This is a genomic window from Tateyamaria sp. ANG-S1 (assembly GCF_000814025.1).
In the GTDB taxonomy this organism is placed as follows: Bacteria; Pseudomonadota; Alphaproteobacteria; order Rhodobacterales; family Rhodobacteraceae; genus Tateyamaria.
The window spans coordinates 143,383-155,261 of record NZ_JWLL01000001.1; the positions used below are offsets into that span (position 1 = coordinate 143,383).

Below are 11,879 nucleotides of genomic sequence, written 5' to 3' on the forward strand. Positions count from 1 at the left end.
TAAGGTCAATTTTGCAATGGTATCACTTGCCGTATATGCATGTGCGAAGGAGATAGACATGCAAACCAAAGCGCAGTTCTGGGACGGTATCGCGGTCAAATACGCCGCGCAGCCGATAAGTGACCCCGACGCCTATGCCCAGACACTCGAACGGGTGTCGTCATACCTGAAGCCAACGGACCGTGTTCTGGAACTCGGATGCGGCACCGGCAGCACGGCCCTGACGCTCGCAGAACATGCGGGGTCGATCCTCGCCACCGACTATTCCGAAGGCATGATCGCGCAGGCCACGGCGAAGATGGGGGTGGACAATGTCCGGTTCCTGCAAGCCGACGTTTTCAGTCCGGATTTGCAGGACGGCGCATATGACGTTGTGATGGCCTTCAACCTGTTTCACTTGGTGGTGGATGTCGACGCGGCGCTGGCGCGGGTCCATGACCTGCTGACCCCGGGCGGGCTCTTCATCACCAAATCGCCCTGCATTGGCGAGCGGTCGCTTGGGTTCAAGTTCGGCCTGTTGAAGCGCCTCATTCCTCTGATGCAGCTGGTGGGCAAGGCACCCTATGTGCGCTTTGACACCATCGCCGATGTGGATGCGCGGATCGCCCGAGCAGGCTTTGAAATCATTGAAACGGGCAACTATCCCATGCGCCCGCCCAATCATTTCGTGGTGGCGCGTACGGCCTGAGCCTTGTTTTCGCGCGCCCAAAGCGCAGGTTAGGTGGAACGACGGCAAGAGGGAAAGACGTTATGCTCAATGTGTATTTGTCCGGTGAAATCCACACCGATTGGCGCGAACAGATCATAGCGGGCGCGCAGGGGCTCGACGTCACCTTTTCCGCGCCCGTGACGGACCATGCGGCGAGCGACGATTGTGGTGTGGCGATCCTGGGGGCCGAGGACAAGAAATACTGGCATGACCACAAGGGCGCGATGGTGAATGCGATCCGCACGCGCAAGGGGATTGCAGATGCCGATGTGGTCGTGGTGCGCTTTGGGGAGCAGTATAAGCAGTGGAATGCCGCCTTTGACGCAGGCTATGCCGCGGCGCTTGGCAAGTCACTGATCATCCTGCATGGGCCGGATCATGCGCACGCGCTGAAAGAGGTCGATGCCGCCGCACTGGCCGTCGCCGAAGAGCCGGGGCAGGTGGTTGAAATCTTGCGTTATGTGTTGACCGGAGCCTTGCCCGGATAGGTCGGTCGTGTGGCACTGTTCCGGGCCTGTGGCCCGAAATGCGCCCACCCGCCGACCCAGGGTCACGCTTGTGGTGTGCTCGGTGCGCGCCTAGCCTTCCTAGAAAGGGGAGGCGCATATGAAATTCGACTACGTGATTGTGGGCGGAGGCTCTGCAGGTTGCGTAATGGCCTCACGGTTGAGCGAAGACGCGTCCGTGTCCGTCTGCCTGATCGAAGCGGGTGGGGCTGGGCGCGACATCTTTGTGCGTGCGCCAGCGCTGGTGGCGGGCATGATCTCGGGCCGACCCAAGATCAACAACTGGGCTTTTCACACCGAGCCACAGGCGGAGTTGAACGGGCGGCGGGGTTTTCAGCCGCGCGGGCGGACGCTGGGTGGCTCCAGCGCGATCAACGCCATGCTCTATGTTCGAGGCCACCGGAAGGACTATGACGAATGGGCCGATCTGGGGGCCGAGGGGTGGGATTGGGACAGTGTGCTGCCTTATTTCAAGCTGTCAGAGGGGAACGCGCGTGGAGCGGATGATCTGCATGGGGCGGAGGGACCCTTGCAGGTGGCCGAACAATCTGAACCACGTCCGATTGCCCATGCCTTTGTCGAGGCTGCGGCCCAGCAGCAGGTGCGCGTGACGGACGATTTCAACGGGCCGCGACAGGAAGGTGTCGGGCTGTATCAGGTGACACAGCATCATACCGGTCCTGCCCGTGGCGAACGGTGTTCGGCGGCAGCGGCATACCTGCCCGCCCCAGTGCAGGCGCGCAGCAATCTGACGATCCTGACCCGTGCCATGGCGCAGAAGGTCGAGATGGATGGAACCCGGGCCATCGGCGTGCGGATCAAGCATCAGGGTAAGGTCAAGCTTGTGCAGGCCGCGCGCGAGGTGATCCTGTCCGGCGGTGCGTTCGGGTCGCCGCAGCTGCTCATGTTGTCGGGCATAGGGCCGCGGGATGAGTTGGCGCAGCACGGTATCGACGTGGTGCATGACCTGCCCGGTGTGGGGCAGAACCTGCAAGATCACCTGGACTACATCCTCAGCTATCATTCGAAACGGGACGATGTGGTCGGGTTGAACCCCTCCGGCCTGATGGCGCTGGCCAAGGCCGGGTTGCAGTGGCGCAAGGATGGGACGGGGCTGTTTGCCTCACCCTTTGCCGAAGGCGGTGCATTCCTGCGCTCTGATCCGTCCGTGGATCGGCCCGATCTACAATTGCATTTCGTCGTGGGCATCGTCGATCAGCATATGCGCAAGATCCACACGAAGTTCGGCTATTCTTGCCACGTTTGCGTCCTTCGCCCGTACAGCCGGGGGCATGTCGGCTTGCAATCCTCCGATCCGGCCGCACCTCCGCGGATTGATCCCGGGTATCTCACCGACCGGCGTGATCTGGAGTTGATGATGAAAGGCGCGCGGCAGATGGAGGCGATCCTGACCGCGCCGCCGCTCGATCCGTGGCGGGGCAAACAGCTTTATGCCCATGATGGCAGCGATGCGGCCCTTGAGGCGGATATCCGGGCGCGGGCGGATACCATCTATCACCCCGTTGGCACCTGTCGCATGGGACAGGACGACATGGCTGTGACGGACCCGGCGGGTCGCGTGCACGGGACCGAGGGTCTGCGAGTGGTGGATGCGTCGCTGATGCCGCGGCTTTTGGGTGGGAACACCAATGCCCCCACCATCATGATGGCTGAAAAGATCAGTGCCGGGATGCGCGCCGCCTGATCCAAAGGCCGCCTGCGGCGACGCCATTGTTTGATTGGGGCTCTGCCCCAAACCCCGAGGTATTTTCAGCCAGAAGAAGGGATCAGGGGCGGGGTGGGATGTTCTTGGCTTTGTCCACCGCGGGGCGGGCGTAGAAACGGTCGAGATAGGCGATCAGGTTTTTGTGGTTGTCCCAGCCGACCAGGTCCCTCGTGCCATAGAAGTTCAGGGCGTTCAGCCACGGGGCGATGGCGATGTCGGCGATGGAATACTGGCCGGTGATCCAGTCCTTGCCGTCCAATTCCCTTTCCAGCACGGCGAGCAGGCGCTTGCCCTCGTCCACGTAGCGTTGCTGTGGGCGCTTGTCCTCCCACTGGCTGCCTGCGAATTTCACGAAGAAGCCCAGTTGCCCCAGCATCGGGCCAAGGCCGCCCATCTGGAACATCAGCCATTGGATCACCTTGGCCTTGTCCGTTGCCGTGTCGCCCATCAGCTTGCCGGACTTTTCAGCCAGGTAGATCAGGATCGCGCCGCTTTCGAACAGGCTCACGGGGGTGCCGTCGGGGCCGTTCGGGTCGATGATCGCGGGGATCTTGTTGTTAGGGTTCAGCGACAGGAATTCGGGGCTTTTGACGTCCGCATCCGCCAGCGTGACCAGATGCGCCTCGTAGGGGATCTGCATCTCTTCCAGCGCGATGGACACCTTCACACCGTTGGGCGTCGGAAAGGAAAAGAGTTGCAGAACGGACGGATCCTTGGGGCTCCATTTCTGCGTGATCGGAAAAGCGCTGAGGTCAGCCATAGGTCGTCTCCTTGAAGCAATGGGTCGGACATAGGCGAAATTCCCCCTCAAAATAGTCTTTGCCCTGTGAGGAGATGTGTTAACCAATGTTCGCGCACGCACCAAAGAACAACATAAAGCGTGTGAGAGCCAACAAGGGACTAGATATGCTAAACGAGTTCAAAGACTTCATCGCCAAGGGCAATGTCATGGACATGGCCGTCGGGATCATCATCGGCGCGGCCTTTACCGCCATCGTCACATCGCTGGTGGGGGATCTGATCAACCCGATCATCGGGTTGTTCACTGGTGGTCTGGATTTCACCAACAACTATGCCGTTCTGGCCGGGGACGTGGCCGCGGGGGCGTCGCTGGAAGCCGCGCGCGAAGCCGGGGCGGCTGTCTTTGCCTATGGCGCGTTTCTGATGGCGGTCATCAACTTCCTGATCATCGCCTTCGTGGTGTTCATGCTGGTGCGCTACGTCAACAAGGTCAAAGCAATGGCGGAACAGCCGAAAGAGGAAGCGCCCGCCGAAGATCCGGGTCCGAGCGAGTTGGACATCCTGATCGAGATCCGCGATCAGCTTGCCAAGCAGGCGTGAGCCAACCCATAAAAGTACCGCCGCCCACATCCCATGGGCGGCGGTGTTACGTTTACTGTTTCAGCGCAAGGCCGGGTGCGATCACGTCGATCCCCAGCGCCTTGCCCACCGCGAAATAGGTCAGCTTGCCCGCGTGCACGTTGAGGCCCGCCATCAAGTGCGGGTCATCGGCACAGGCCTCCCGCCACCCCTTGTCGGCCAGTGCCAGCATGAACGGCATCGTGGCGTTGCCCAATGCGATGGTCGATGTGCGCGCCACGGCGCCCGGCATGTTGGCCACGCAGTAGTGCATGATCCCGTCCACGTCGTAGATCGGATCGTCATGGGTTGTCGCGCGCGACGTCTCAAAGCAGCCGCCCTGGTCGATGGCCACGTCGACAATGGCCGCACCGGGCTTCATGGTCGACAGTTGCGCGCGGGTCACCAGTTTGGGGGCTGCGGCACCGGGGATCAGTACCGCGCCAACGACCATGTCCGCCTCGGCCACCAGTTCGGCGGTGTTGCCCGCGCTGGCAAAGCTGGTCTTGAACAGGCCGGAGAACGTGTCGTCCAAGTATCGCATCCGGGGCAGGGACCGGTCCAGCACCGTCACATCCGCGCCCATGCCAGCGGCCACCCGTGCCGCATGGGTGCCCACAACGCCGCCGCCAATGACGACCACGCGGGCCGGGCCCACACCGGGCACACCGCCCATCAACACGCCACGCCCGCCATTGGCCTTTTGCAGCGTCCACGCGCCCACCTGCGGGGCGAGCCGCCCTGCCACCTCGGACATCGGGGCGAGCAGGGGCAAACCACCAGAGGCATCCGTCACCGTCTCGTATGCAATGGCCGTGCAGCCCGAGGCCAGCAGGTCATGTGTCTGCTCTGGGTCCGGGGCCAGATGCAGATAGGTGAACAGCAACTGCCCCTCGCGCAACATCTTGCGCTCAACGGCCTGCGGCTCCTTCACCTTCACGATCATGTCGGCGGTGGCAAAAACCTCCTCCGCCGTGTCCAGAATGCGCGCGCCTGCCGCGACATAATCCGCATCCTCGAACCCGGCGCCGCGGCCCGCATCCGCCTGAATGCTGACGGTGTGACCATGGGCCACCGCCTCGCGCGCGGCATTGGGCGTCAGGCCGACGCGGTATTCCTGGGCCTTGATTTCTGTGGGGCATCCGATGTGCATGGCGTCCTCCTTGGCTGCTGGTGGCAGGGTCGCGCAATTCGCTTGCAATTCGGCACCGGAAATGGATCGTGTTCGGGTACAAAGATCGAAGAAATGTGCGCCATCTGGCGCATTTGTCGAAGGACTTCGCACACATGTCCCTGGATCCAACAGATCGGCGCATCCTGTCGGCCCTGCAAAAGCAGGGGCGGATGTCGAATTCCGACCTCAGCGAAAAGGTCCACCTGTCGCCGTCGGCCTGCCATCGCCGCGTTCAGCGGTTGGAACAGGCAGGCTATATCCGGGACTATGTGGCATTGCTCGACGCCCGCAAGATGGGCGTGCCCACAACCGTCTTTGTGGAAATCACGCTACAGGGACAAGCGGACGAGGTGCTGGAGGCGTTTGAGAAGGCGGTGGCACGCATTCCCGATGTGCTCGAATGCCACCTGATGGCGGGCACCGCGGACTACATCCTCAAGGTCGTGGCCGAAGATACCGAAGACTTCGCCCGCATCCACCGCCAATACCTTGCCCGTCTGCCGGGGGTGGCGCAGATGCAGTCCAGCTTTGCGCTCAGAACCGTTTTCAAGACTACGGCCTTGCCCGTTTGACCCGCATCGGATCGTTACGCATTTGTAATCCAATCGTCACATAGCGGTGATGTTCATAAGGCACCCACACGCGGGGCGTGACCCACACGCAGGGCGTGATCGCCAAATTCCAAACAATCGGGAGTTCAAGATGAAAGACGCAGATATTCAGGATCTGTCCTTTGACGATTGGGACGAACTGAAATTTCCACGCAAAACGACGCAGGACTTTGACGAAGTAGTCGAGCGCGCCATCTCGCGCCGCGGCTTTCTGGGCAGCGTGCTGGCCTTTGGCTCGGGTGCTGCGGTGATGGGTACCGGCATGCTCAAGGGCACGACCGCCATGGCGGGTCAGACATCCCGCTTTGCCTTTGAACAGCTTCCCCCGCAAACCGATGGCACAGTTCACGTGCCCGACGGGTACAACTGGAACACGCTGGTCCGCTGGGGCGATCCGCTCTTTTCCGACGCGCCCGAATTCGACGCCGCCACAGGCATCCCAACCGAAGGGTCCGACCGTGTCTTCGGCGAAAACACCGACGGGATGGAGCTGTTCCATATCGGCGGCACCGAGCTGCTCGTTGTGAACAGCGAATACCCCAACCCCAAGATCAACCTCGCCGTGGAGCAGGAAGGCGCCTCCATGTCCGCCGACGATGTCGTGCGTTTGCAGAACTTCCAGGGCGTCAGCGTCATGGAAGTCACCGAAGGTGAAAACGGCTGGGAAGTCGTGGTCGACAGCCCCTACAACCGCCGCATCCACCACCGGACGCCCATGGTCATCGACGGTCCTGCCGCAGGCCACGACCTGCTGAAAACCGACGACGATCCGACCGGCGCCGCCTCGCTTGGCACGTTCAACAATTGCGGCTCAGGCCGCACGCCGTGGGGCACCTACCTGACGTGCGAAGAGAACTTTAACGGCTATTTCGGCACCACCGAAGAGCTGTCACTGGACGAGGTGCACGCCGTCAGCTTCAAACGCTACGGGGTGAGTACGGACGTGGAGCCGGGCCGCTACAACTACCACAGCTTCGATCCGCGTTTCGACATCTCGAAAAACCCGAACGAGCCGCACCGCGCGGGCTACATCGTTGAAATCGACCCGTGGAACCCGGACAGCACGCCGGTCAAGCACACCGCGCTGGGCCGCTTCAAGCACGAGAATGCCGCCTATGCACTGGCACCTGATGGCCGCGTGGTCGTCTATATGGGTGACGATGAACGTGGCGAATACATGTACAAGTGGGTCAGCCGCGACATCTACGTCCCCGGCGGTGACACCTCGACTTTGCTGAGCGAGGGTCAGTTGCATGTGGCCAAGTTCAACGACGACGGCACCGGCATCTGGCTGGCCCTGACGCCCGAAGACACCGGCATGACCGAGGCGGAAATCTCCGTCTTTACCCGCATGGCCGGCACAGCAGTGTCCGCGACCACCATGGACCGCCCCGAATGGATCGCGGTCAACCCCACGGCGGTCGAGGCGTACTGCTGCCTAACCAACAACTCGCGCCGGGGCGCTTTGGACGATGATGGCAACATCCGCACCAACGCGGCGGGCGAACCCATGGTCCCCAACGCCCCCAACCCGCGAGAGGTCAACCGCTATGGTCAGATCGTGCGCTGGCGTCCGCACAATGACGACCACGGCGCCTCGACCTTCGATTGGGATCTGTACGTCATGGCGGGCAACCCCACCGTGCATACCGAAGGGCCCTATGCCGGGTCGGCCAACATCAACGCGGGCAACCTCTTCAACTCGCCCGACGGGATGCAGATCGACACCACCGGTCTCATCTGGATCCAGACCGACGGCGACGACGACAACGAAGGCGAGTTCGCGGGCATGGGCAACAACCAGATGCTGGCGGGCGACCCGGTCACGGGCGAAATCCGCCGCTTCCTGACGGGCCCCAACGGCTGCGAAGTCACAGGTCTGACGTGGTCTGCGGATCGTCGCACCATGTTCGTGGGCATCCAGCACCCCGGCGCGCCGTTCCCGGATGGGGAAGGGTCGCTGCCCCGGTCCTCCATCGTGGCGGTCAAGCGGGACGACAACGCTCTGGTCGGCTAAGGCATAGCTGAAACTGTATGGCGCGCTTTTCTTAAGGCGCGCCATCTGCGTTTAGGCAATTGTTCAGAGGTTTGGGAGTAAGCAACGCCTGTCGAACTTGGATGATGGGCGATGCGTGTTTTTTTAATGATGGCCATGCTGGGATTTGCTGCCCCGCTGGCGGCTTTGTTACTTCAGTCCGGGCAGCAATCCGATCTGCGTTTGGTCATTCTGGCACCGTGGCACGATGCCGAGGCGCTGGCGCAATCCGCAGGTGGCACTTTGGTGGGCCCACAACGGGCACCCTTTGCGGCACTTGTGCAAACAGACAATCCTGCACGCTTTGATGATCTCGCGCGCGACTTCGGGTCATTTGGGGTTCGGGATGGGGCTGCCATCGCTGCCTTGTGCGGGGTGGTGCTATGATGGTGGATGTCCAGAAATCCCTGGAACAGTCACGCCGCCTGGCCGCGTACTGGATCCTGATGGGCTGTGCGGTGCTTGGTGTTCTGATCGGCATCGCGGGGTTCGTGTTGCCAATGTCCTCTGCGCTGCCCGCAACGATCTGCCTGGGCTCTGTTGCGTTCGGTTTCTGGTCATTCAAACGGCGTCACAAGCACTACCGCATTATCGTCGGGCAGGCCGCGATTGCGCAATCCATCGGGCTTGTGGCCGCGCTCAGCGGAACGGGGTGGCAAGTCGACGGACATATGCTGTTCTTTGCCACGCTCGCCGCCCTGGTCGGGCTTGTTCACGTGCCGACGATCATGTGCGCTGCTGCCACAACGGTGCTGCACCACCTGTCGCTGGGCCTTGTCCTGCCGCACCTCGTCTTTCCCAGTGTCAGCTTGCTCGAAAACATCGAGCGGGCCCTGTTTCACGGTGTCATCGTCGGGATCGAGGTGTTTGTGCTGACCATGATCGTCCGAAAACGGCTGGAACTGACGCGCGAGACGCACAGCGCCTTGAACGACGCAGACACCGCCTTTGCCGCGGCGGAAACGGCGAAACAGATAGCGGAAGCGGCCCAGCAGCGTGCCGAGGCCGAGGCCAGTCGCGCCCATGCGGCCCAAACCGAAGCAGAGGACCTTGTCCGCGCCCTGAAAGAGGAAAAGGACGCGCGCGAGCAAGCCATCGCCGCCAGCCACGCGGCCGACTTGCGAACGGCCGAGGTGCAGAAGTCGATCTACGACGCCCAGAGCATTGTTGTGACATCCTTGCGCCGCGGGCTCGAACATGTGGCCCAGGGTGATCTGTCCTACCGGATCGATGTGGATTTTCCACAGGAATACGAAGCGCTGCGCAGCGACTTCAACCGGGCGATCTCCACACTTGGCGGCGTGATCGGCGAGGTGATGCGCAGCACATCCGACCTTATGGATCTCGTTGGCGCGGTGGAACAATCTGCCCATGATCTGGCCCGCCGGACCGAAGCGCAGGTCGCGTCGCTTGAGGTGACCAGCCACGCCATTGACACGCTGCACGGGGTGGTGCGCGCCTCCACAGGCAATGCGCAAGCGACGGCCTCCACAGCGGCAAAGATGCGCAATGATGCGGTTGAGGGGGGTGAAATCGTGCGCCGGGCCGTGACGGCCATGGACGGCATCGAAACCGCATCCCGTGAAATCGCCAAGATCAACGCGGTGATGGACGGCATCGCGTTTCAGACCAACCTGCTTGCCCTGAACGCAGGTGTCGAAGCCGCGCGAGCAGGCGAGGCGGGCCGCGGCTTCTCCGTGGTCGCCTCCGAAGTGCGGGCCTTGTCGCAACGCGCGACCGAAGCGGCGCGGGGCATTTCCGACCTGACCGAAGCAAGCAGCGGCCAGGTGCAGGCGGGCGTGGCCCTTGTGTCCCAGGCCGGCGATGCGCTTCAGGACATCGTGGAATCCGTCGCGGGTATGACCGGCTCGGTTCAAAAGATCGCTGACGCCACCCAGGCGCAATCGGATCAGCTAAGCGAGGTCAACGTGTCCGTGGCAGAGATCGACAAGGTGGCCCAGGGCAATGCGACTATGTTCGAAAGCACTAATGCCGCCTGCGCCTCCCTGACCGCAGGGATGGACCAGATGATGCGCCGCCTTGCGCAATTCAAACTCTCGCAGATGGACGGCCAACAGGACGACCACGCCCCCTACGACAGCAAGCGCATGGCTGGCTGACGCCCGATGCCTCACGTTCTCAGATTAAACAAACAAAAACCCCGCGGCCTGTGAGCCACGGGGTCCTTGAATTCGTCGGCATCACGTAAGGCTTAAAGCAGCCCTTCGCGTTGCGCTTTTTTCCGAGCCAGCTTACGGGCCCGGCGGATCGCTTCAGCTTTCTCGCGCGCTTTTTTCTCGGACGGCTTCTCGAAATGTTGCTTCAGCTTCATTTCACGGAACACGCCTTCGCGCTGCAGCTTTTTCTTCAGGGCACGAAGCGCCTGATCGACATTGTTGTCGCGAACACTAACCTGCATGTGGTTGTCACCACCTTTCTAGATAAGAGTTGCAAGGATTTGCAGGAGCGCGCCGTATAACAAGCCGCCCCTGCTTTGTCCAGTGCTGCGAACAGGGCCCGACAGCCGGGCTAGAACAGAAAATCGCTGCTCTGAATATCGCCGCTGTCCGCGCCCAAAAGGATCATCATGTTGCCGTCAAGGTCGTCGATGACGGTATGTCCACCGAATTGCGACAGATGCCCGCCCTCCATCAAATCCTGAAATGACGAGATGCTGTCAACATCTCGCAAATCGACGACATCGTCTTTTCCGAAATCAAACGCGATGTCCATTCCTTCGGAGAATACGAACACGTCCTTACCGTTTCCGCCGAACAGGATATCATTTCCGCTTCCGCCATTCAGCCGGTCCGATCCATCGTCGCCGGTTAGCCTATCATTGCCGCTGTTCCCGTTCAGTGCATTTGGCTTATTGTCATCCGACATGGTGTCCGCACCATCGCGTCCATCCGGTGCGTCATTCGCTGCGCTGCCGTCGACTTGATCGTTATCAGCTTCAGCGACCGGAGCATCATCTTGGTTGCCCGGCTCCGGTGCCGTATCAGGCGGCGAAGAAGCCCCGGTATCCAGCTCGACGGGCGCCGATGTGCTGGCAAATTTTTGTGTGACATAAACGGCGTCAAAGCCCTGATTATCACCGGTCTCGAGACCGATCCCAATATGATCGAAATCCGGATTCAGAATGTTGGCCCGGTGACCGGGGCTGTTCATAAGCGATGTGTGCAAGTCACGCACATCATCCGAAATCCCGGGCGCACCGCGTTCGGACTGATAGGCAATGTTCTCGCCCCAGGTCCAATTGCCGGAAAAGACAAAACCGGCGTCTTCCATACGATCACCTGCGCTGGATCCGCCCTCACCCGTGTGACTGAAAGCGCCAGTGGTTTCCATCCAGCTACTGTGATCCTCGCTTGCGTCGTTCAGGCGTAGCTCCAGCGTCAGCGGGTCGATGCCGCGGGATGTGCGTTCTTCATTGATCAGATCAAGCATCTCGCGTTCGAATTGATTGGCGACCGACATGTAAGCACCTCATTTGTTTGCATTGCGCCCCGTGTGTGAAAGCGTGCAGAACAGCCGACAAGCCCGGTCTGGACGACGCAAATTTCCAGCAAACACATGCATATTTAACGGGTCGCATCCGGCGGCATTCCGCGGCAATACGGATGCGAAGCAGGTGTCGGCTGCGCTCCGCTTGCAAGAGAAATGAAAATCAGCAGCAGACAGCCGGGCCGCGCGGCGAAGGGACGCGCAATGGCTCTCTCACTTGCCGTCAGCTGTTTGCCGCCCTACCGTTGCCCT

General features: G+C 61.4%; 12 protein-coding genes. 8 read left to right on the forward strand and 4 right to left on the reverse strand.

All coding sequences use genetic code 11. The annotated features are described in order from the left end of the window. Positions 1-58: 58 nt before the first annotated feature. The 3 genes from RA29_RS00780 to RA29_RS00790 all read left to right on the forward strand — a co-directional run bounded on the left by RA29_RS00780 (position 59) and on the right by RA29_RS00790 (position 2,920). Positions 59-688, forward strand: a complete 630-nt coding sequence (locus RA29_RS00780) for a class I SAM-dependent methyltransferase (RefSeq protein WP_039682346.1) — start codon at positions 59-61, stop codon at positions 686-688. Positions 689-750: 62 nt separating this feature from the next. Next, entirely contained in the window at positions 751-1,197 is a 447-nt protein-coding gene (locus RA29_RS00785; RefSeq protein ID WP_039681982.1) for a YtoQ family protein, read from the forward strand. A 118-nt stretch (positions 1,198-1,315) separates the two neighbouring features. After that, positions 1,316-2,920, forward strand: coding sequence for a GMC family oxidoreductase N-terminal domain-containing protein (locus RA29_RS00790; RefSeq protein WP_039681984.1), 1,605 nt, complete (start codon positions 1,316-1,318; stop codon positions 2,918-2,920). An 82-nt stretch (positions 2,921-3,002) separates the two neighbouring features. On the opposite strand, the gene RA29_RS00795 is transcribed toward RA29_RS00790, so the two are convergent. Next, complete coding sequence (locus RA29_RS00795) at positions 3,003-3,701, reverse strand: glutathione S-transferase N-terminal domain-containing protein (RefSeq protein WP_039681986.1); 699 nt, start codon at positions 3,699-3,701, stop codon at positions 3,003-3,005. Between the two features lie 146 nt (positions 3,702-3,847). On the opposite strand from RA29_RS00795, the gene mscL reads away from it, so the two are divergent. Continuing rightward, complete coding sequence (mscL, locus tag RA29_RS00800; RefSeq protein ID WP_039682348.1) at positions 3,848-4,282, forward strand: large conductance mechanosensitive channel protein MscL; 435 nt, start codon at positions 3,848-3,850, stop codon at positions 4,280-4,282. Positions 4,283-4,334: 52 nt separating this feature from the next. Here the strand turns inward: mscL and ald are convergent, their stop codons facing one another. Next, entirely contained in the window at positions 4,335-5,453 is a 1,119-nt protein-coding gene (ald, locus tag RA29_RS00805; protein ID WP_039682350.1) for an alanine dehydrogenase, read from the reverse strand. 134 nt (positions 5,454-5,587) lie between these two features. Between ald and RA29_RS00810 the strand changes: the two genes are divergently transcribed. From RA29_RS00810 to RA29_RS00825, 4 genes are all read left to right on the forward strand, one after another. Beyond that, positions 5,588-6,046: an Lrp/AsnC family transcriptional regulator gene (locus RA29_RS00810; protein WP_039681988.1), complete on the forward strand. Its 459-nt coding sequence runs from the start codon at positions 5,588-5,590 to the stop codon at positions 6,044-6,046. 130 nt (positions 6,047-6,176) lie between these two features. Next, positions 6,177-8,102 carry a PhoX family phosphatase gene (locus tag RA29_RS00815; RefSeq protein ID WP_039681990.1) on the forward strand — a complete coding sequence of 642 codons (1,926 nt, stop codon included), beginning with the start codon at positions 6,177-6,179 and terminating at the stop codon, positions 8,100-8,102. Between the two features lie 111 nt (positions 8,103-8,213). Next, on the forward strand, positions 8,214-8,507 hold the full coding sequence (locus tag RA29_RS00820; RefSeq protein WP_152612882.1) for a hypothetical protein: 294 nt from the start codon (positions 8,214-8,216) through the stop codon (positions 8,505-8,507). Beyond that, complete coding sequence (locus RA29_RS00825) at positions 8,504-10,240, forward strand: methyl-accepting chemotaxis protein (RefSeq protein WP_052249390.1); 1,737 nt, start codon at positions 8,504-8,506, stop codon at positions 10,238-10,240. The genes RA29_RS00820 and RA29_RS00825 overlap by 4 nt, the downstream gene beginning before the upstream one ends. Positions 10,241-10,332: 92 nt before the next feature. Here the strand turns inward: RA29_RS00825 and rpsU are convergent, their stop codons facing one another. After that, positions 10,333-10,539: a 30S ribosomal protein S21 gene (gene rpsU, locus RA29_RS00830; RefSeq protein WP_005614280.1), complete on the reverse strand. Its 207-nt coding sequence runs from the start codon at positions 10,537-10,539 to the stop codon at positions 10,333-10,335. A gap of 110 nt (positions 10,540-10,649) precedes the next feature. Then, complete coding sequence (locus RA29_RS23740) at positions 10,650-11,600, reverse strand: CAP domain-containing protein (protein WP_039681999.1); 951 nt, start codon at positions 11,598-11,600, stop codon at positions 10,650-10,652. Positions 11,601-11,879 lie beyond the last annotated feature (279 nt).

Excerpts from the sequence above, each read along its gene's own strand:
- mscL (WP_039682348.1), top strand. The coding sequence starts at position 3,848 with ATGCTAAACGAGTTCAAAGACTTCATCGCCAAGGGCAATGTCATGGAC.
- RA29_RS00780 (WP_039682346.1), top strand. The coding sequence starts at position 59 with ATGCAAACCAAAGCGCAGTTCTGGGACGGTATCGCGGTCAAATACGCC.
- RA29_RS00825 (WP_052249390.1), top strand. The coding sequence starts at position 8,504 with ATGATGGTGGATGTCCAGAAATCCCTGGAACAGTCACGCCGCCTGGCC.
- rpsU (WP_005614280.1), bottom strand. The coding sequence starts at position 10,539 with ATGCAGGTTAGTGTTCGCGACAACAATGTCGATCAGGCGCTTCGTGCC.
- RA29_RS00820 (WP_152612882.1), top strand. The coding sequence starts at position 8,214 with ATGCGTGTTTTTTTAATGATGGCCATGCTGGGATTTGCTGCCCCGCTG.
- RA29_RS23740 (WP_039681999.1), bottom strand. The coding sequence starts at position 11,600 with ATGTCGGTCGCCAATCAATTCGAACGCGAGATGCTTGATCTGATCAAT.
- RA29_RS00810 (WP_039681988.1), top strand. The coding sequence starts at position 5,588 with ATGTCCCTGGATCCAACAGATCGGCGCATCCTGTCGGCCCTGCAAAAG.
- RA29_RS00795 (WP_039681986.1), bottom strand. The coding sequence starts at position 3,701 with ATGGCTGACCTCAGCGCTTTTCCGATCACGCAGAAATGGAGCCCCAAG.
- RA29_RS00815 (WP_039681990.1), top strand. The coding sequence starts at position 6,177 with ATGAAAGACGCAGATATTCAGGATCTGTCCTTTGACGATTGGGACGAA.
- RA29_RS00785 (WP_039681982.1), top strand. The coding sequence starts at position 751 with ATGCTCAATGTGTATTTGTCCGGTGAAATCCACACCGATTGGCGCGAA.
- ald (WP_039682350.1), bottom strand. The coding sequence starts at position 5,453 with ATGCACATCGGATGCCCCACAGAAATCAAGGCCCAGGAATACCGCGTC.
- RA29_RS00790 (WP_039681984.1), top strand. The coding sequence starts at position 1,316 with ATGAAATTCGACTACGTGATTGTGGGCGGAGGCTCTGCAGGTTGCGTA.